We start from the raw sequence: 19,186 nt of genomic DNA on the forward strand, positions 1-19,186 counted from the left end.
CGGCGGCACGGAGCTGCGAAGCACCGCTTCGCACTACGCCCCACCGGGCCGCACTTTGCGGCCGGCAATGTCAATTGCCTGGCCGGCTACCAGCACGTGCAGCTGCAAGCCATGCCCGCTGATAACCGCGCCATCGGGCAGGCCGGGCAGGTTGTTGTGAGTGGCCTGGGCCGCGTCGATAACCACCACAGCTTCCTCGCCGAATACCTGGGCGGGCTGGCCGGACCGGATGAGCAGACCGGTTTCCTCGCTCAGGCCGATGCCCAGCAGGGCCGGTTGGGCCAGCACGGCGTGCATGAGGCGTGCGTAGCGCCCGCGCTCGGCAAAGTGCTGGTCGAGCAGCACGCCGGGCAGCAGGTTCAGGCCGGGTTTCACCTCGATGCGGCCGCCCAGCAGGCTGCGCCAGCCGTGGCCGTTCACCAGCATATACTCGGCCACGGCGGAGGCCCCGGCGCTGGTGCCGGCCAGGATAAAGCCGGCTTCGGTCTGGTATTTCTGCTTGAGAATGGTTAGAAATTCGGTACCGAGCAGGAAATCGGTGAGGCGCTCCTGGTCGCCGCCGCTCATGAGAACGAGCGCGGCCCGGCGCAGGCGCGTGAGCGTGGCGGGGTCGTCGGCGGGGTGGTCTTCGTTTATTTGCAGGTGCCGGACGTGGGGGCAGCCCAGCTGATTCCAGGAGTGGGCGTAGGCGGCGGCGGTGCGGGCTGGCTGGCGGCGGGAAGCCGTGGTCAGCACCTCAATGGGCAGGTTGCGGTCGGGCAGCAGGCCGGCCAGCAGGGTCAGCAGGGGGTCATCGTCGCCGCCACCGAGCACGGCGAGCGTGCCCAGGGGCGCGGCAACGGGAGAAGCATCAGGCATAAATACGGGTTTGGGGCGGCAAGATGGGGCGGCGGCGGGGATTTGGGGGCGGCGGGCGGCAGGATTTCATCGTGCCCTCGAACGTCATGCCGAGCGCAGCGAAGCATCGCTACCGCGCAATGCCGCGCAATCGACAGAGTGACTGCGGGCAAGATGCGGCGCTCTGCCTGACGTTCTTTTCTCAACTTACGGCACCCATTTCCCATCCGGTTCGGCCTACTTTTGTGACGCTTATTCTCTCCATCAACCCCGCTTGCCTAGCGAAGCACCTCCCCTCCCCTCTTTTTCATGCAGCCGCATACCCTGGAAACCATCACGTCCCTGATTCAGGAGGGCGAATTTTTCAAGCTGAAACAGGTGCTCCGCGACTTTCAGCCGGCGGAGCTGGTGGCCCTTATCGAGGAGGAAGAGGAACGGGAACAGCTCATCATCTTCCGGCTGCTGCCCCTGAAGCTGGCCACCGAGGTGTTCGAATACCTCGACCTGGAGGAGCAGCGGCACTTCCTCGACAACCTGGCCCAGGATAAGATGGCCGACATTCTCAACGAGATGTCGCCGGATGACCGCACCACCCTGCTCGAATTCCTGCCCGCCAACTTCGTGGCCGAGCTCGTGCAGAGCCTGAGCGAGGAAGAGCGCAAGGTAACCCTGCAGCTGCTGGGCTACCCCGAATACTCGGTGGGCCGCCTGATGACGCCCGACTACATTGCCATTCGCGAGAACTGGACGGTGCAGCAGGTACTCGACTTCATCCGGCAGCACGGCGGGCAGTCCGAAACGCTGAGCATGCTCTACGTGACCGACGCGCAGGGCATCCTGATTGATGACATCCGCATCCGGGAGTTTCTGCTGGCCGCGCCCACGGCCCGGGTGCGCGACCTCATGGACCGCCGCTTCGTGCAGCTCACCGTGACGCAGGACCAAGAAGAGGCCATCGACGTGTTCCGGCGCAACGACCGCAACGCCCTGCCCGTGGTAAGCGACCAGGGCATCCTGCTCGGCATCGTCACCATTGACGACATCCTCAGCATTCGGGAGCAGGAAGACACCGAGGATATGCAGAAGCTCGGCGGCTCGGAAGCCCTCGATGAGCCCTACCTCACCATGCCGCTGCTGACGCTGGTGCAGAAGCGGGCCGGCTGGCTGGTGGTGCTGTTTCTGGGCGAGCTGCTCACGGCCTCGGCCATGCAGTTTTTTGAGGGCGAGCTGCAGAAGGCCATCGTGCTGGTGCAGTTTGTGCCGCTCATCATCAGCTCGGGCGGCAATTCGGGCTCGCAGGCCACGTCGCTCATCATCCGAGCCATGGCGCTGGGCGAGTTCACGCTGGGCGAATGGTGGCGGGTGCTGCGGCGCGAGCTCATTACCGGCTCGGCGCTGGGCCTGATTCTGGGCCTGGTGGGCTTTGGGCGCATTGCCATTTGGCAGAGCATCACGCCCATTTATGGCGAGCATTGGGCGCTGGTGGCCCTCACGGTGGGCATTGCGCTGGTGGGCATCGTGCTGTGGGGCTCGCTGGCGGGCTCCATGCTGCCGCTGCTGCTCAAGAAGCTGGGCCTGGACCCAGCCACGTCCTCCGCGCCCTTCGTGGCCACGCTGGTCGATGTGACGGGACTGATTATCTACTTCTCGGTGGCCCTGCTGCTGCTGCGCGGCACGCTGCTGTAAAAGGTGAAATGGTGAGCTGGCGAACTGGTGAGTTTGATGTTCGGCTTGCGTAAACTGCGCCGCAGAAACGACAAACTCACCAGTTCGCCAGCTCACCATTTCACCTTTTACTCCAGCCTGCGCCTATTAGCCTTTTTCTCGCCCTGAATCTTTTTACCCTCCAGGCGCTTGCGCACGGCTCCTTTGCTGGGCTTGGTGGCTTTGCGGGGCTTGGGCCGGCGCAGGCTTTTCAATAATAATTCGTGGAAGCGCGCCAGCACAATTTCCTTGTTGCGGAGCTGGCTGCGGTCGTCCTGCGCGGTTAGCAGCAGCAGGCCATCGGTGGTAAGCTGGCCGGCCAGCTTCTCCAGTATCAGCTGCTTCTGGAGGTCGGTGAGTACCTGCGAATCCATCAGGTGCCAGCGCAGCTCCACCCGCGATTCCACCTTGTTCACGTTCTGCCCGCCCGGCCCGCTGGCCCGGCTGGTCTGGAAGGTAATTTCGGGCAGAAAGGCGGTAGCGGGAGGGAGCATAATGAAGGGTTGAGTTTTGAGGGCTGAATGTTGAGTTGAATATGTCAGGTTATTCGAAACTCAACATTCAGCCCTCAAAACTCAACCCTTATTCAAGAGCATCGCGCCATACGAGTACCCGCCGCCGAATACGGTGATAATCACTTTATCGCCACCCTTCAGCGTGTCCCACACTTCGGCCAAGCCGATGGCTGCGCCGGCGCAGCCGGTGTTACCCAGGCGCTCGATGTTGTTCACGGTACGCTCCAGCTCGATGCCAAGCTGCTTGGCCACATTTTTCGAGATGCGCAGGTTGGCCTGGTGCGGGATGAGGTAGGTTAGGTCGGGGGTGGCGATGTGGTGCTTGTCGAGCAGCGTCTGGGTGACGCGGGCCATGTAGGTACAGGCCTGCTGAAACACATCGCGGCCGAAGGGCATCACGATGCCTTTTTCTACCGGTTTCAGGGTCACGGCCTCGTCGGCTTTGCCTACGGGAGCCGCGCCGCCGGTGATGACTTCAGCAATGTGCAGGTCCTCGGGGCTGATGCGCTCCTTGCTGATGAGCAGAGCCGCCGCGCCATCGCCCCAGAGGTGGCCGGCCATGGTGTCGGCCTCGTTGTTGTAGGCGGTGTTGTGCTCGGTTACTACCACCACGGCGCGGGTGGCTTTGCCCATGGCAAAGTAGCCTTCCACAATTTCAACGGCGTTGAGCAGCGACGAGCAGGCCGAAGAAATGCTCACCGTCGGGATTTCGTTGATGCCCAAATCGCGCTGCACGGCGTGCGCGGCCGTAAAAATAGTATCGTGCGGCGTGTAGGTGCCGGCCACGATAAGGTCGACACTAGCCTGGGCAAAGCTGGGAGCGGCAGCCAGCGCGGCGCGGGTGGCGGCAATGGCCATGGTGTTGGCATTCTCGCCGGGGGCCGCTTTGCGGCGCTCCTGGATGCCGGTGCGCTCAATTATCCACTCGCTGGCCAAGCCGTTGATTCGAGTGAAATGCGCATTGGTGACGACGGCCTCCGGGAGGTAGGCCGCCACATGATGAAGATACACGGGGTGGTATTGGGTGAAACGCAAAGCCGATTGGCGGCCCGGTAAAGGTACGGCCTGCATCCCCCGGCGGTCGGCGCAGGATGGTTATATGCCCGAATTTTACACCCGCAAGCCCGTATTAGTTAAGAGTGAGGAGCTGAAATCAGGGACGCTCCCATTTCAACTCCTCACTCCTCATTGACGCTATTCCTTCGTCACCCGGCCGCTGCCGTGCGTGTTGCTGCTAAGCTGGGCCCCGCCGGCCACGTACAAGCTGCCCGAACCAGAAATGGCCCCCTCGGCCGTGCGGCTGGCATACACATGGGCATCGCCCGAGCCGCTGATGCGGGCGCGGCTGATTTCGGTTTTCAGGTCATGGGCCCGCACTTTGCCCGAGCCGCTGATGCGGATTTCGTTGCTGGGGCAGGTGCCGCCCACCGTCACATCGCCCGAGCCGGACACGGCCGTTTCGAGGCGCCCGGCCCGCAGCTGCGGCACCAGCAAATCGCCGGAGCCACTCACGGCCAGTGTCATGGCATCGGCTTCCAGCGGGCCGTTTAGCTCCAGCTTGCCCGAGCCACCTACGCGCAGCGCCGTGAGGCTGGGCACGGTCACGTACACCGTCACGGCGCCGTGGTTCTTGTAGTTGAACATGCCCTTGCCCGCGTTTTGGCGGTAGCCCAGGCGCAACTGGCTGCCTTTCACTTCGGTCTCAAAATCGGCCAGGTCTTCCTTGCTGGCTTCCACCACCACGCTTTGGGGGCTGCCCTGCTTCACCACCACATGGGCCGAGCCGCCGAGGCTGATTTCGGTGAAAGCGCCCACTGTGCGGGTTTCGCGGTCGGCCAGGGGCCGGGGCGCGGTGAAGGACGAGAGCGTGCCCATGGCCAGGGCCAGCAGGCTGGCGCACATTGAGGTAATTCGAAAATTCTTCATGAGAAAAAAAGGGGAAAGGGTGAAAAGGTGAGTGAACCCGGTTACCAGCAGATGCTGCGAACGTTACAGCGGTTGCCCGAAGTTATTTCTTTCTGCCTTTTTTTCTATTCCGTTTTCCTAAAACTCTACGTGCAGGCGAATGGCCACTACGTGCACCGGCCCGCTGCGGTCGCGGTTATACCCAGGGTTTACAACAAATTGATAATCAGGGCTAATTGATGCGTGATAGATGGGCAGCGCGAAGCTATAGTACACCTCGCCAATCTGCTCCAGGCCGTAGTTGAGGGCGCCATTGTTGGGCACGTAGCCCGTGCCGGGGCCGTCGCCCACCATGAAGCCGTAGCCGCCGGCCGCCAGGTAGGCGCGGTGCTCGGGGCTGATGCCGTTCACGACGATGGCCGCGCCAACGCGGTCGTTGGGCCGCTGCCAGCGGTCGCCGGTGCTCACAATGCCGAGGCTGGCACTCTGGTCGATTTCGGTGAAGGCCCAGGTTTCGTTCTTGCCATCGTTGTAGCTCACGCGGGCAAACAGGCCCACGTTTTTGGCAATTTCCTGCTCCGCGTTCAGGCCGAAACCGATTTTGGTGTGGCCGTCGCGGCGCACCAGCGTCACGTCGGGCTGCTCGCCGGTGAGCTGGGCCAGCCGGACGGCCGTGTTGTAAGTAGCCATCGCGGCCACGTTGCGGAAGCCCAGCGCCCGAATGGTGCCCTGCCGGCCCCGGAGATGGTACACTTTGGTTAGCTCCACGGTTTCGGCGTGGGCCGTGCCGTAGTGGAAATTGAGCGTGGGGCCATTGGCCTCGGTGGGCATTATCGTGGTGGCAAAACGGGCCGCAAAGCCGGGCGTCACGTACTCAAAAACCCCGCCCACGGTATAGCCACGGGTGTTGGCGGCGTAGTCCCAGCCGCCGGCGCTCATCAGACTCCAATTCAGAAACTGGGTGCGCGGGTCGTGCGAGTAGCTGTTCTGGTCGAAGAAATCAGCCGTGCTGAACTTGCCGACGTTGATGGCAAAGTAGCGCCGGGGCGTGGGGCCGGCCACTTGGTTGAGGTCGTCGTCGTCCTTATCGGTTTCCGAGCCCAACGCAAACACCTGGCGCAGGTACAGCCGGGCCAGGTATAAATTGGGGGATGGGTTGCCGATGCGGAACGTTTCGCCGTTGGTGAAGCCCGCGATGCCGCGCGCACCGCTCAGGCCAGTACCGCCCGCCACTTCGGGGTTGAAGTACACCGCCGCGCCCTTCCACAGCCGCCGGCCAATAAACAGCGTGCTCGTGAACGACAGCTTCGCCGATTCGCGGTCGGCCAGGCTAAAGGCGCCCGCATACGGCGTAATCAGGTCGTTATGCCATTGGTTTACAAGTGTTTGCTGAAAGTGCAGGCTCCATTTGCGCGGGGCCCCGGGGTCGTTCGGATTAGGAAGGTGCGCGGGCTCCTGGGCCGAGGCGGCATTGGGCGGCGAGGCGGGAGTGGTAGAGCCGGGGGGCGTGACCTGAGCGAAGGCCGGCGCGGCCAGCAGCAGCGCCCCAGCGAGCGGAAGAAAGAGGTGTTTCAGAACCAAAGAACCTGAGAAGGCCGAATAAAATAGGGATAAAGGTGCCACATTTCAAATGTGGAAAGGATGAAGTTAACCGGCGCGCACGGTTACGGCGGCCCCACGCCCTACTTTTGCCCCATGCCGCTACTTCATTACCTCGACCAGGGCCAGGGCCGCCCGCTGGTTATCCTCCACGGCCTGTTTGGCACCCTCGACAACTGGCAGACCCTCGCCCGCCGCTGGTCTACCGAAACCGACCTGCGCGTTATCAGCGTGGATTTGCGCAACCACGGCCGCTCGTTTCACTCGCCTGAGCATACCTACGCCCTCATGGCGCAGGATGTGCTGGCGCTCTTCGACCACCTGCAACTCGGCCCCGACACCACCCTTATGGGCCACAGCATGGGCGGCAAAGTGGCCATGCGCTTCGCCCTCGACCATCCCGAGCGGCTGGCCAAGCTCATCGTGGTCGACATCGCCCCGCGCTTCTCCAACATGGAGCACCAGGACGACATCGTGGCCGGCCTGCAATCCGTCGATTTCACCACCTGCACCAACCGCCAGGAGGCCGATGCCGCGCTGGCCAAGTACGTGCCCAACTTCGGCACCCGGCAGTTTTTACTGAAAAACCTCTACCGCAAGGAAGACAATACCTTCGGCTGGCGCATCAACCTGGAAGTGTTGGCCGCGCAGCTCGCCGCCATCGGAGAGGAAACCATTGGCATCGCGCCATTTATGAAGCCCGCGCTGTTCATTCGGGGCGGCAAGTCGGACTACATCACCGCCGAGGATAAGCTGACGAATATTCCGGCGCTGTTCCCCAACTCGCAGGTGGCGACCGTGGTCGATGCCGGCCACTGGCTGCACGCCGAGAAGCCGGAAGAGGTATTCGAAATGGTGAAGACATTCGCGCTGAGCTGATTGCAGCTTGGACTCTGCGAGTCCGAGCAACGAGCGCAGCGAGCACCTCGCGCTGAAAATCATCCAACCATCAACCTCTCGCGAGATGCTCGCTGCGCTCGCGCTCGGACTCGCAGAGTCCAAGCTACTTTTTATGTCCGGAACCCTCTTTCTCATTCCCACGCCGCTGGCCGATGACACGGCCCCGCAGGTGCTGCCGCCGCAGGTGGTGGACGCCGTGGCGGCCCTCCCCTACTTCCTGGTGGAGAATGCCCGCACGGCCCGCCGCTTCGTGAAAAGTGTGGCCCCGCACCGCGTTATCGAGGAAATCCGCTTCGTGGTCATCGACAAAGACAGCACCGATGCGGAAGTGCGCGCCGCCCTCGCGCCGCTGGTGAAGGAGGGAATTGATGCCGGCATTCTCAGCGAGGCGGGCTGCCCGGGCATTGCCGACCCGGGCGCAGCGCTGGCGCGGGAGGCCCACCGACAGGGCCTGCGGGTGCGGCCACTGGTGGGACCGTCGTCGCTGCTGCTGGCGCTCATGGCTTCGGGGCTGAACGGGCAGCAGTTTGCTTTCCACGGGTATTTGCCCATTGAGAAAGCGCCGCGCGTGGCGGCCATCAAGGCCTTGGAGAAGGAGGCGCAGCAGCGGCAACAGTCGCAACTGTTCATCGAAACGCCCTACCGGAACGGGTCGCTGTTCAGCGATTTGCTGGCGCATTTGCAGCCCGGTACCCGCCTGTGCGTGGCGGCTGATGTGACGGGCGCGGGGGAGTTTATCAAGACGCTGCCGGTGAGCGACTGGCGGCGGCTACCGGCCCCGGAGCTGCACAAGATTCCGACGGTGTTTGTGCTGGGGACGTAGAACGGACTCTGTCATCCTGAGCGCAGCGAAGGACCTTATCACGCTAGGACGACTTGTTCTGGCGTGATAAGGTCCTTCGCTGCGCTCAGGATGACAAGCGTGTTATAGCTGTTACGCCTATGCCCGCATCATCAGCATTGGCTCGACGGGCAGGGCTTCGTGGGGGGCGGGCAATACGGTTTCGCCGTGCTGGCTCAGGTCGAGGCCGTCGGCTTCGTGGGCGGCATTTACTCGAATGGGAATGAGGACGTTGGTTACCTTATAGAGCAGGTAAGAGCCACCGAAGGTGAACACCGAGATGAAGGCCAGCGCGCCGAGGTGGTGCAGCAGCAGCGTCCAGGAACCAGTGGTGGCCAGGCCGCCTTCCTTGGCGAAAATGGCCGTCAGAATCATGCCCACGATGCCGCCCACGCCGTGGCAGGGAAATACATCGAGGGTATCGTCGAGCGTGGTGCGGTTCTTCAAATCGACCGCACCGGCGCTGATGGCGGCCGAAACGACGCCGATGAACAGCGCCGGGCCGTAGCTCACGTAGCCCGCCGCCGGCGTGATGGCCACCAGGCCCACCACGGCCCCAATGGCCGCGCCCGCCGCCGAGGGCCGCTGCCCGCGCACGGCTTCAATCATCATCCAGGTGAGCATGGCGGCGGCCGAGGCCAGGTGCGTGGTGAAAAAGGCCTGCACCGCCGTGGCATTGGCCGCCAGCGCCGAACCGGCATTAAATCCAAACCAGCCAAACCACAGCAAACCCGTGCCAATGAGGATGAACGGCACATTGGGGGGCACATGAGTATGGCCTTCGCGGTGCGAGTGGCGGCGGCCCAGGGCCAGCGCGCCCGCCAGCGCCGCGAAGCCCGCCGAGATGTGCACCACCGTGCCGCCCGCGAAATCGAGCACGCCCCACTTCATCAGGAAGCCGTCGGGGTGCCAGGTCCAGTGGGCCAGCGGGCAGTAGATGAGCAGGCTGAACAGGCACATGAACAACAGGTAGCCCCAAAACCGAATGCGCTCGGCAAACGCCCCGCTGATGAGGGCCGGGGTAATGATGGCGAACTTCAACTGGAAGGCTGCGAACAGTACCAGCGGCAGGTTGGGGGCCAGGCGCGGATGCGGGGCCGTGCCCACGTTGTTGAACATGAAGAACGTGAGCGGATTGCCGATAACGCCGCCGATGCTATCGCCAAACGCCAGCGAAAAGCCCACCACGTACCACAGCAAGGAGATGACGCCCAGCGCGATAAAGCTCTGGAGCATGGTGGAAATAACGTTGCGCTTGCTCACCATGCCACCGTAGAAGAAGGCCAGGCCGGGCGTCATCAGCAGCACGAGGCCGGAGGCGGTGAGCATCCAGGCCAGGTCGGCGGGTTCGAAGGCGTTGGGCTGAGCATCGGGGTGATTTTGCGGCAGGAAGGCCGCGATGCCGGCTACCAATAGCAGCAGGCCCAGGCAGGCGGTAGCGATAAGTTGCTTACGAGTCATAGCAGGGTGTGATTTTTCCACTTAGCGAAGTTAAGTGACAATTTGAATCAACCCCCTATTTATCGAAGGCATTATTGTGTAAAAGTGTCATTTATTTCAAAAAACACCTTCATTATGAGGGGGTCATTATTTAAAATTAATGTTAAAGCCAGTGCGGCCGGCGGCATTGGTATCGAGCCGAAAACGAAAGCCGTGGGCCAGCAGCACATCGCGCACCAGCGTGAGGCCGATGCCCTGCCCGTCGCGCTTGGTGCTGAAGAAGGGTGTGAACAGGCGCTGCCGCACTTCGGGCGTGAGGGCGGGGCCGTCGTTTTCGATGGTGAGCGTGGGCGGGCTGAGCGTGGCGCTCACCCAGATGTTGCCGTCCTGGCCGATGGCTTCGAGGGCATTTTTGGCCACGTTCAGCAGGGCTTGCTCCAGCTGCTGGGCATCGAGGCTGATGATGAGCGGCTCGGCGGGCAAATTGAGGTGCCACCGGATGCGGCGCTCGGCGCTTTGGGGCTGCAGCAGGCGGGCAGTGGCGCGCAGCAGGGCGCACACATCGGTGAACTGGGGTGCGGTTGCTCCGGCTGGCCTTCAGCAGCATCAGGTGGATAACGCCGGCCGGCTGCTGGCTCAAATTGGCATCATCACGCCCGCTCTGGTAGCGCAAATCCTCAGCAGCGCAGCCCACGTCGCGGCCTGCAACAAGTTCGCCCACGACATGAAAACGGGTAAACACGCCAAATCACACTCCCTTTCCGGGCTACTACTAACCATACTAGAGCGTGAAGATAATTTAGCAATTATATATTTATCTAATCCAATCTATCATTGCCCCAATATGCCAGAAGGCCAGGAAGGAGACGACGGTTTTCTCGTAGCGGGTGGCCAGGCGGCGGCACTGCTTGAGGCGGCCAAAAAAGCGCTCGACTTTGTTGCGGTCGCGGTAGGTTTCCTCGTCCATCGGAAGGGGTTGAGTCCGGCCGGGGTGGCGGGGAATGACGGCTTCGATGCCCTTTTCGGCGCAATAGGCGCGGGTTTCATCGCTGTCGTAGGCCGTGTCGGCCAGCACCTTGCCCGGCGCCAGGTCCGCCAGCAGCGGCAGGGCCTGCGGGCTGTCGCCGGCTTGCCCGCCGGTGGCAATCAGGCGCACGGCGTTGCCCAGCGACTCGACGCAGGCGTGGATTTTGGTGCCGATGCCGCCACGGCTGCGGCCCAAGCGCTCGGCGGCGGCGGCGTTGGATTTGAATTGAATCGGCAATGGCTCTGTCCATTTTCGTGCAGCAGGAAGGGAGGTTTTCCTATCTGTTGCCAAGCCGCGTGCCATTTATTTAATCAGTTGATTTTCAAATTTTTGTTAATTAATTCGATTCGCTGACAAATAAAACAGGTGTCCATTTCTGAACACCTGCGCGCAAACCGGACAGTCACGATGTAATAGATGGGCGCCTTATCACTGCCCGATGGCATGAGAGCAGGGCAATGCCACCCTATTCCACATCCCTCCCGTACAGGTCGTCCTTCAGCGCCTCTTTGATAAACTGCTTCTCATAGTGGCGGTTGCGCCGACTCTTCTTGGCATCGGCCCGCTTGCCGTTGCGCTTGTCCACCACTATTTCGCCTAGCCGGTTGAGGTCGTCGATTTCCTGGATGTCGTTGGGCGAGTTACGCTTGGCCATGGCTGCTTTTAGCCCAACCCGGCTCCATCCAAAAAGTTAGCTTTAGTGCCGCTTTTCCGGAACTGTACTCCGAAACTACGCCAGCACCTGGTACACCACGAACGCCGCCGCGTAGGCCAGCCCCGTCATATAAATCAATTGCGCCAGCGGCCAGCGCCAGCTCTTGGTTTCGCGGTAGGTCACGGCCAGCGTGCTCATGCACTGCATGGCGAATACGTAGAACACCAGCAGCGAAAACGCCCGTGCCGGCGTGAAAAACGGCTGGCCGTTGGCGTCTTTCTCAGCGCTGAGCTTCTGTTGCAGCGTGCCCATGTCGGCATCCTGCCCCACGCTGTAAATAGTCGAAATCGTGCCCACGAATACCTCCCGAGCCGCAAACGAGGTGAGCAGCGCGATACCTATTTTCCAGTCGTAGCCCAGCGGGCGGATGGCCGGCTCCAGCACATGGCCGAACTTGCCGGCGTAGGACGTTTCCAGCCGCGCCGAGGCTACCTGGCGGCTGGTTTCGGCGGCATCCCAGCCTTTCGTAGTTGCTTCCCGGCGCGCCTGCGCTTCGGCCGTGGCCTGCTGCTGGCCCGGCCCATAGCTGGCCAGCACCCACAGCAGCACCGATATAGCCATAATCACCCGGCCCGCCTGTAACACAAATGCCTTCACCTTCTGGTAGATGGTAAGCGCCACGTTCTTCCAGCGCGGCCACTGGTATACCGGGAATTCCATGATGAAGTAGCTCCGTTCCCGCGCCTTCAGCAGCTTCTTCAGCGCCCAGGCCGAGCCCAGCGCCGAGAACAACCCGAGCAGGTACAGCGACATCAGGGCCACGCCGCGCAGATTGAAAATGCCCCACGCGGCCTGGTCCGGCACCACCAGTGCCACCAGCACCGTGTACACCGGAATGCGCGCCGAGCACGACATGAGCGGCGTCACGAAAATCGTAATCATCCGGTCCTTCCAGCTCTCAATGGTGCGCGCCCCCATAATGGCCGGCACCGCGCAGGCCAGCCCCGAAATCAGCGGCACCACACTCTTGCCGCTCAATCCAAATGGCCGCATCAGCTTGTCCATCAAAAAGGTAACGCGGGCCATGTAGCCCGTTTCCTCCAATATGGCCAGGAAGCCAAACAGCAGCGCAATCTGCGGAATGAACACCAGCACGCCGCCCAGCCCGGCCAGCACGCCCTCGGTGAGCAAGCGCACCAGCGGCCCCGAAAAGTTGGCCTGAATAACCGCACTCAGCCCCGAAATGCCCTGGTCAATCCAGTCCATGGGGTACTGTGCCCAGGCAAAAATGGCCTGGAACAGCAGGAACAGAATACCCAAAAAAATGAGGTAGCCGCCCACCCGATGGGTCAGCACCTTATCAATGCGGTTGCTTATCGGCTCGCGCTTCTCCGTGCGCACCACCGTCACCGTCTCCAGCAGAATCTCGTTGATGCGGGCGTAGCGGCTAATGGTTTCCGCCGCCTGCGCGGTAGTGGCATCAAACCCCGCCTGCTGCACCAGCTCCTGGATGTGGGCTTTTTCTTCGGCGCTCAGAAAGCTAATCTGGCGGTACTGCTGGGCGTAGTGCAGCGCCAGGTAGTCGTTGTGCAGATTAAAGTAGTAGCGAAGCTGGCGCACCAGCGGCAGCAGCTGCTCATCGGGCTGCCAGAAGCCCACCGGCGGCGCGTCCAGCCGCTGGGCCATCACAATTTTTAGGGCGGCCACGCCAATGCCCTTCCGCGCATTCATCGGAATAATGGGCACGCCCAGCTCCCGCTCCAGCGCCGGCAAATCGATGTTTACGCCATGGCGCTCGGCCACGTCCATCATATTAAGGGCCAGCACGGCTGGCAGCCCCAAATCGCCGAGCTGCGTGAACAGCAGCAGGCTGCGGCGCAGGTTGTTGGCGTCCACCGTCACCACCACGAAATCGGGGTAGTTATCGGCCGCCTTGTCGTAGAGCAAATCGGTAATCACCTTCTCATCCAGGCTCTTGGGGTAGAGCGAGTACGTGCCCGGCAGGTCGATAATCTCGGCCCGCTGGGTGGGCGTGAGCTGGGCCACGCCAGTTTTGCGGTCCACGGTTACGCCGGGAAAGTTGCCCACCTTCTGGTTGAGGCCGGTAAGCTGATTGAAAAGCGAAGTTTTGCCGCTGTTCGGATTGCCGATAAGAGCAATGCGCAGGGGCCGGGCATCGGCCTCGGGGCCGGTTTGCGACGCTGTTGTTGCTGAACTACTTGCTGTTACGGCCATCGCGCATCTGCTACTCCTTTAGCAAAATGGTAGCCGCCTCACTGGCCCTAACCGACAGCGTATACTCCTGGTCGCCAAGCACCAGCATGAGCGGGTCGCCCAAAGGAGCCCGACCGCTCAGGCGTACCTGCACGCCCGGCACACACCCCATTTCCAGCAACTTAAGGGCCATTTCGGGGTCTTCAAGGCAGCAGATGGTGCCGGTTTCGCCCAAGCGCAGGTCTTTGGCAGTGCGCCGGGTAGCCGTACTGATAACGGCCTTTTGCGGGGAACGACGAAATAATGACACGGGCGTTGAACGGGCTGAACCTTATTTAGAAAGAATACAAACAAAGGTACGCTACTAAAAGCTTTTCGGCCCAGTGCCTTTTTTTGGCGGCCAACTATCCCTTTACGTCTCCCGCAAGCCCTTCCGGACAGTGATTTGGATTATTCGGTTGCATCTGCTAATAATTTCTGATAACTTTCGGCGCAGGAATTTGCAATTTTGTTCGGAATATACCGCCTCCTATGTCCACACGCCTACCACTTATAGCACTATTATTAGCCCTAGCTGCAACTTCCAGTTGGGGACAGCAAATTCAGATAAAGGGGGTAATCGTTGATAAAGACACCAAGGAGCCGCTGCCATTCACGTCCATCGGCCTGAAAAGCGAGCAAATTGGTGCCCTTAGCAACGAGCACGGCCAGTTCATCGTGCCCGCTCCCACCAAGAATACCGACGACTCCCTCATCGTGGTAGCGCTGGGCTACGCCCGGCGCGCCGTGCTCGTGAAGCGGGGCGTCGCCCTGCCCAGCCTCACCATCGAGGTACCCAAGCGGGCCGTCGAGCTCAGCAACGTGGTGGTGAAGGCCGGCAAGGTGAAGAACCTTGGCCTGGGGGCCCGTTCCAACGACCCGGGCGAGGGCATGATTCAGGGCCTGCCGGGCGCGCAGTACGCTTTCTTCGTGAAGAACGACAAGCAGAAACGCCTCGGCAACGTGCGCACCGTGTCCTTCTACATCGGCGAAAACGGTTTCCCGCGCGAGCCCTTTCGCGTGCGCCTCTACAAGGCCGATGGCAACTACAACGCCCCCAACACCGATCTACTCACCGAAAACGTAGTGGTTTCGGCCCCACAAGGCGGCCAGTGGTACACCGTCGACCTCACGCCCTACAACATCATGGCCCCCGAGGAAGGCTTTTTCGTAGCCATGGAATGGGTAGTGAGCGGCGATAAGTTCTTCGCTACCAACTTTATGGACGACTACACGCCCTACGGCCAGATTATGCGCCCCACCTTCGAGTTCAAGGAAAGCCGCACCTGGAATTACTCCATCGGCAAGGGCTGGAGCCTCATCACAGCCGCCAATAGCCAGGGCCTGCGCTACAATGCCATGATTAAGGCCGAAGTAGACATGATTAAGTAAATCACTGATTGCCGCGGATTAACCGTGATTGCGCTGATTTCTTTTTGGTGACCTGCTAATAAAAAAGCCCGGCGATTGCCAGGCTTTTTTTGTTGGTATCCATTTCGTTATCGGGCGAATCACCCAATCAGCGCAATCACGGTTAATCCGCGCTAATCAGTGATTTATTTCTTCACCTCCAGCCCCACCAGCCATTCCCGGATGGTTTCCTGGGCTACGGGCGAAAACAGCGGCTTCATCTCCCCGTTCATCAGCGTCCACTCGGTTTTGGAAGGCTGAAACAGGTGGTTCACGCCCGGCAGGCGCTTCACCGTCACGTTGTGGTTCACGCTTTTGAGTTCTTTTTCCAGGGCCGCCAGGTGGAGGTCGGCCGGGGCTTCGGCATCATCGGTACCGCCGAGCAGCAGCACGGGGCAGTGCACCTGGTCGAGCTCCGCCAGGGGGTCGAAGGCCAGGAAGTACCGCCTCCAGGGCGTGAGCAGCTGGGCGGCCGCGGCCTGCGCCGCCAGCGGCTCCAGCGTGGGCTGGTCCTGCCGCAGCATATTGCTCACAATGGCCAGCGCCTGCGGCGGATTGGTTTGCCGGATGATGTCGTACATCGTTCGCTTCCGCTCGTAGGCCGCCTGTATTTCCAGCGGAGCCACTTTTCGGGCCCGTTGTTCGTCAACCAGCTGTTGCAGCAGGGTTTGCTCGCCGGGCAGGCCGTAGCCCGCCAGCGATACCACAAAGGCCGGCGGCAGCGGCTGGGAAGCCGCCAGCAGCGCCACGTTGGCCCCTTCGCCGTGCCCCAGCACCCCAATGCGGTTGATGTTGATTTCCAGGCGCGCCCGCAAAAAGTTCAGCGCCGCCTGCACGTCGCTCACCAGCATGGCCGTGGTGGCGGTACTGGTGCTGCCGCCGCTCTGGCCCACGCCCCGGTCGTCGTAGCGCAGCACGGCCACGCCCCGGCGGGTGAGGTAGTCGGCCAATGAACCCATCAGGTGGTAGTTGCCCATGGTACCGTCGCGGTCCTGCGCACCCAGGTCGCTCACCATCACTACGGCCGGGAAAGGCCCCGGGCCGGCGGGTATGGTGAGCATACCGGCAAAATTCAGGCGGGCCGTGGGATTATTAAATACCACTTCTTCTTCGCGGTAGGGCGGGGCCAGGCGCGTGCCCTGGCCCGTAACCGAGGGCATGGGCGAATGCAGCAGCCGCACCGACGATTTCACCCCTGCCTGCGTCCAGACCCCGTTCAGCTCGCGCCTCACCGAATCGAGACGGGCAGCGTAGCGACTGCCAGCCGCCGGCATGTACAGCAGCACCGAGTCGCCGCGCACGGTCACTTCGGTCACCATGCGGCTCACCTTCTGGGCGGGCACGTCGAGGGCGGCGAAGTACTTGCCACCCGCCAGCGGAATCACACTAATGGTTAAATCCAGGTTGCCTCCCAACACAGGAAGCTTACCCTTCCACAATCCTCCCAGGGGCAAGTGGTCATGCGGAGCTTGGGCAGTGGCCCGGCCCAAAACGGTATTCGTTATTCCAAACAGTAGAAGAACGCATAGTAAACTTCTCCTCATTCTATAAAAACTTAACTCGACTTACAGGTTGAACGCATATAAATGGAGTCATGGGCCCCCATTGTCTCACAGGACATTTTAGGTTTTAAAAAAAGCGTCAGGTCCAAAATAAAAAAGCACCCTGGCAGGCTGGATTCAGTCCTCAAAATTTATATGCGTTCAACCTGCTCGACTTATGGCCCCGAAAGATAAGCAGTAGCATACCGTATATAATAAACTCATTTACTCAGTATTGAAACTTGAATGCTTAAAGCACCAATACAAAATAACAGATAAATATTTGCACTGTATTACCATTCCTCCAGGTAGAGGCAATCGGAATAATGGGGCACTACGCCCCGCTATTGCGCCGAGCTGCTCATATCCACCCTTGCCTGGAATTCTACTACCTCCCTCCCCCGCTGCGAAGTAGCCGTGTAGCAGTGCAGGAAACGCCACGATTCTTTGGCACCCCTTGTCCGGCTGGCTGCAAGCCTGCCAGCCGGACAAGGGACCTACGCAAAGGGGGCCAGGCTGGCACACAAAAAGCCCTCGCAGCATGCTGCGAGGGCTTTTTGGCAGTATAGTCGGGGCTGCTTACTTGGTACGCACCGCGATTTCTACCCGCCGGTTTTCCTGGCGGCCGCTGGGCGTAGCATTCGAAGCCACGGGCATAGTTTCGCCCATCGGCTCCACGCTCACGCGATTGGCGGTAATATCGCCGTTGGCTACCAGGTAGTTCTTCACGGCCTCAGCGCGCTGCGCGCTCAGGTCTTTGTTGTAGTCTTTGCTGCCGCGCGAGTCGGCAAAGCCCATCACACGCACCTGGCTGGTCTTGTAGCGCTGTCCGATAGAACCGGTGATTTGCTTCAGGGCCTCGGCAGCAGTGGGCTTGATTTCGGCTTTGTCGGTATCAAAGAGCACCGTTTCGTCCACGCTATAAACATTATAGGTGCTGTCGCCACGCACCGATACGCCGGGCAGCGTGATTTCCTTGAATTTTACATCGGCGAGCTTGGCTTTGCCCATGTCCCAGGTATTATCGATGGCGGCACCTGCATCGCTGGCCATATCAGCCGCCGTTTTCCCATCGCGGGCCATCACGGCCGTGTCCTGACCGGCTTCGCTGAGCTGGTCTTTGGTATCAGAACGTTTTGTTTCGCAGCTAGCCAGCAGCACCGTTGCTGCCAACAGGAAAAAGAAGGATTTTTTCATGAAATGAGGTAGACAAGTTCCGGAAAATAGTTCCGGTCTCAATACGGGAAAGTATCCGATAATGTTAATTTTTTTTATTTTCCTACTGCCTGACCGCATTAAGCACGCGCTTGCACAAACCCCAGCTAGTAGGGTCTGATGGTATTGTAGAGCAATAAAATCCGTCTTCTGCTGTTACTCAGGGGGAAAAAATCTGCGTATAGCGCGCCATTATGTGTCCTGTATTAGCGAGGATGCTACGGGAGTGGTGCAAAATTTGTAAATTTGCCAGACTACCATCCATTATAATTATTTTTGGCGATGATGAAACGCATACCTTTTCTCGCTTTAGCCTTTCTGTTGCTGTTGCCAGCGCTAAGCTGGGCGCAAGAAAATCGCATTACGGGCCGCGTCGTGGATGCCAAAACCAAAGACCCGGTTCCGTTCGCCTCCATTGGCCTGCGTGAAGAGGGTACCGGGGCACTCACAAACGAATACGGCTATTTTCAGCTGGCCGGCCTCGAAAAAACCAGCCAGGACTCCCTCATCGTGATGACGCTCGGCTACGAGCGCAGCGCCGTGTTCATTAAGCGCGGCAGCACCGAAGACCTCATCATCGAGCTGAAAAAGCGCGTGATTGAACTGTCCAACGTGACCGTGAAGGGCGGCAAGCTCAAAAACCTGGAGCTGGGCTCGAAGTCGAACAACCCCGGCGAGGGCATGATTCAGGGCCTGCCGGGTTCGCAGTACGCTTTCTTCGTGAAGAACGACAAGCAGAAGAAGCTGGGCAACGTGCGTACCGTGTCCTTCTACATCGGCGAAAACGGCTTCCCGCGGGAGCCCTTCCGCGTCCGCATCTATAAAGCCGACGGCAACTACAACGCCCCCAACACCGACCTGCTCACCGAAAACGTAGTGGTTTCGGCCGCCCGGGGTGGCGAGTGGTACACCATCGACCTGAGCACCTACAACATTCCGGCGCCGGAAGAAGGCTTTTTCGTGGCCATGGAGTGGATTGTGGGCGGCGACAAGTTCTACACCACCAACTTCATGGACAACTACACGCCCTACGGCCAGATTATGCGTCCCACCTTCGAATACAAGGAAAGCCGCACCTGGAGCTACACCATCGGCAAGGGCTGGAACCTGCTGACGCTGGCCAACGGCCAGGGCCGCCGCTACAACGCCATGATTAAGGCCGAAGTGGACATGATTAAGTAAATCACTGATTGCCGCGGATTAACCGTGATTTCACTGGTTTTGCACAAGCATTATCCCAACAAAAAAAGCCCGGCTTAAGTCGGGCTTTTTTTGTTGGGATAATGCTTGTGCAAAACCACTCGTATGCTCCGGTCGGACCGCCCCAGGCGGTCCGACCGGTTG

Annotated in this window: 18 protein-coding genes; 5 read left to right on the top strand and 13 right to left on the bottom strand. The window is 60.6% G+C overall.

The features are described from left to right. Positions 1-33 precede the first annotated feature (33 nt). Positions 34-858 (bottom strand): cyanophycinase, encoded by an 825-nt coding sequence (locus tag KQ659_RS20285; RefSeq protein WP_216690496.1) that lies wholly within the window; start codon positions 856-858, stop codon positions 34-36. 288 nt (positions 859-1,146) lie between these two features. On the opposite strand from KQ659_RS20285, the gene mgtE reads away from it, so the two are divergent. After that, positions 1,147-2,523, top strand: coding sequence for a magnesium transporter (gene mgtE, locus KQ659_RS20290; protein WP_168672642.1), 1,377 nt, complete (start codon positions 1,147-1,149; stop codon positions 2,521-2,523). Positions 2,524-2,630: 107 nt separating this feature from the next. On the opposite strand, the gene arfB is transcribed toward mgtE, so the two are convergent. The 4 genes from arfB to KQ659_RS20310 form a co-directional block, all read right to left on the bottom strand. Then, positions 2,631-3,035 carry an alternative ribosome rescue aminoacyl-tRNA hydrolase ArfB gene (arfB, locus tag KQ659_RS20295; protein ID WP_216679411.1) on the bottom strand — a complete coding sequence of 135 codons (405 nt, stop codon included), beginning with the start codon at positions 3,033-3,035 and terminating at the stop codon, positions 2,631-2,633. Between the two features lie 81 nt (positions 3,036-3,116). Then, positions 3,117-4,067, bottom strand: coding sequence for a 3-oxoacyl-ACP synthase III family protein (locus KQ659_RS20300; RefSeq protein WP_168672644.1), 951 nt, complete (start codon positions 4,065-4,067; stop codon positions 3,117-3,119). Positions 4,068-4,250: 183 nt separating this feature from the next. Then, positions 4,251-4,982 (bottom strand): head GIN domain-containing protein, encoded by a 732-nt coding sequence (locus KQ659_RS20305; RefSeq protein WP_216679410.1) that lies wholly within the window; start codon positions 4,980-4,982, stop codon positions 4,251-4,253. Positions 4,983-5,099: 117 nt separating this feature from the next. Next, on the bottom strand, positions 5,100-6,584 hold the full coding sequence (locus tag KQ659_RS20310) for a carbohydrate porin (RefSeq protein WP_226930070.1): 1,485 nt from the start codon (positions 6,582-6,584) through the stop codon (positions 5,100-5,102). A 72-nt stretch (positions 6,585-6,656) separates the two neighbouring features. Here KQ659_RS20310 and KQ659_RS20315 point away from each other — a divergent pair, with 72 nt between their 5' ends. Beyond that, entirely contained in the window at positions 6,657-7,439 is a 783-nt protein-coding gene (locus KQ659_RS20315) for an alpha/beta fold hydrolase (protein WP_216679409.1), read from the top strand. Between the two features lie 133 nt (positions 7,440-7,572). Further along, entirely contained in the window at positions 7,573-8,283 is a 711-nt protein-coding gene (locus KQ659_RS20320) for an SAM-dependent methyltransferase (protein ID WP_216685678.1), read from the top strand. Positions 8,284-8,400: 117 nt separating this feature from the next. On the opposite strand, the gene KQ659_RS20325 is transcribed toward KQ659_RS20320, so the two are convergent. From KQ659_RS20325 to KQ659_RS20350, 6 genes are all read right to left on the bottom strand, one after another. Continuing rightward, positions 8,401-9,762, bottom strand: a complete 1,362-nt coding sequence (locus KQ659_RS20325) for an ammonium transporter (RefSeq protein WP_216679407.1) — start codon at positions 9,760-9,762, stop codon at positions 8,401-8,403. A 126-nt stretch (positions 9,763-9,888) separates the two neighbouring features. Then, on the bottom strand, positions 9,889-10,302 hold the full coding sequence (locus KQ659_RS20330) for an ATP-binding protein (RefSeq protein WP_216679406.1): 414 nt from the start codon (positions 10,300-10,302) through the stop codon (positions 9,889-9,891). 253 nt (positions 10,303-10,555) lie between these two features. Beyond that, a complete protein-coding gene (locus tag KQ659_RS20335) occupies positions 10,556-11,005 on the bottom strand; it encodes an IS5 family transposase (RefSeq protein WP_216690495.1) in 450 nt (149 codons plus the stop codon). A 229-nt stretch (positions 11,006-11,234) separates the two neighbouring features. Next, the gene (locus KQ659_RS20340) at positions 11,235-11,423 is read right to left on the bottom strand and encodes a hypothetical protein (RefSeq protein ID WP_216679404.1); all 189 of its coding nucleotides are present in this window, start codon (positions 11,421-11,423) and stop codon (positions 11,235-11,237) included. 75 nt (positions 11,424-11,498) lie between these two features. Beyond that, positions 11,499-13,658, bottom strand: coding sequence for a ferrous iron transport protein B (feoB, locus tag KQ659_RS20345; protein ID WP_216685675.1), 2,160 nt, complete (start codon positions 13,656-13,658; stop codon positions 11,499-11,501). A gap of 10 nt (positions 13,659-13,668) precedes the next feature. Beyond that, positions 13,669-13,947, bottom strand: a complete 279-nt coding sequence (locus tag KQ659_RS20350; protein WP_226915708.1) for a FeoA family protein — start codon at positions 13,945-13,947, stop codon at positions 13,669-13,671. Positions 13,948-14,168: 221 nt separating this feature from the next. Between KQ659_RS20350 and KQ659_RS20355 the strand changes: the two genes are divergently transcribed. Beyond that, positions 14,169-15,068: a carboxypeptidase-like regulatory domain-containing protein gene (locus tag KQ659_RS20355; RefSeq protein ID WP_216679402.1), complete on the top strand. Its 900-nt coding sequence runs from the start codon at positions 14,169-14,171 to the stop codon at positions 15,066-15,068. Between the two features lie 164 nt (positions 15,069-15,232). Here the strand turns inward: KQ659_RS20355 and KQ659_RS20360 are convergent, their stop codons facing one another. Further along, complete coding sequence (locus KQ659_RS20360) at positions 15,233-16,471, bottom strand: alpha/beta hydrolase family protein (RefSeq protein WP_216690494.1); 1,239 nt, start codon at positions 16,469-16,471, stop codon at positions 15,233-15,235. Between the two features lie 735 nt (positions 16,472-17,206). Continuing rightward, complete coding sequence (locus tag KQ659_RS20365; RefSeq protein WP_216679400.1) at positions 17,207-17,824, bottom strand: OmpA family protein; 618 nt, start codon at positions 17,822-17,824, stop codon at positions 17,207-17,209. A 300-nt stretch (positions 17,825-18,124) separates the two neighbouring features. On the opposite strand from KQ659_RS20365, the gene KQ659_RS20370 reads away from it, so the two are divergent. Continuing rightward, positions 18,125-19,024, top strand: a complete 900-nt coding sequence (locus tag KQ659_RS20370; RefSeq protein ID WP_216679399.1) for a carboxypeptidase-like regulatory domain-containing protein — start codon at positions 18,125-18,127, stop codon at positions 19,022-19,024. The last annotated feature ends 162 nt before the right edge of the window (positions 19,025-19,186 follow it).

Origin of the sequence: Hymenobacter siberiensis (genome assembly GCF_018967865.2) — a bacterium.
Classification (GTDB): domain Bacteria; phylum Bacteroidota; class Bacteroidia; order Cytophagales; family Hymenobacteraceae; genus Hymenobacter; species Hymenobacter siberiensis.

Coding starts and splice junctions, on each gene's coding strand:
- KQ659_RS20285 (WP_216690496.1), bottom strand. CDS start 858: ATGCCTGATGCTTCTCCCGTTGCCGCGCCCCTGGGCACGCTCGCCGTG.
- mgtE (WP_168672642.1), top strand. CDS start 1,147: ATGCAGCCGCATACCCTGGAAACCATCACGTCCCTGATTCAGGAGGGC.
- arfB (WP_216679411.1), bottom strand. CDS start 3,035: ATGCTCCCTCCCGCTACCGCCTTTCTGCCCGAAATTACCTTCCAGACC.
- KQ659_RS20305 (WP_216679410.1), bottom strand. CDS start 4,982: ATGAAGAATTTTCGAATTACCTCAATGTGCGCCAGCCTGCTGGCCCTG.
- KQ659_RS20315 (WP_216679409.1), top strand. CDS start 6,657: ATGCCGCTACTTCATTACCTCGACCAGGGCCAGGGCCGCCCGCTGGTT.
- KQ659_RS20320 (WP_216685678.1), top strand. CDS start 7,573: ATGTCCGGAACCCTCTTTCTCATTCCCACGCCGCTGGCCGATGACACG.
- KQ659_RS20325 (WP_216679407.1), bottom strand. CDS start 9,762: ATGACTCGTAAGCAACTTATCGCTACCGCCTGCCTGGGCCTGCTGCTA.
- KQ659_RS20340 (WP_216679404.1), bottom strand. CDS start 11,423: ATGGCCAAGCGTAACTCGCCCAACGACATCCAGGAAATCGACGACCTC.
- feoB (WP_216685675.1), bottom strand. CDS start 13,658: ATGGCCGTAACAGCAAGTAGTTCAGCAACAACAGCGTCGCAAACCGGC.
- KQ659_RS20355 (WP_216679402.1), top strand. CDS start 14,169: ATGTCCACACGCCTACCACTTATAGCACTATTATTAGCCCTAGCTGCA.
- KQ659_RS20365 (WP_216679400.1), bottom strand. CDS start 17,824: ATGAAAAAATCCTTCTTTTTCCTGTTGGCAGCAACGGTGCTGCTGGCT.
- KQ659_RS20370 (WP_216679399.1), top strand. CDS start 18,125: ATGATGAAACGCATACCTTTTCTCGCTTTAGCCTTTCTGTTGCTGTTG.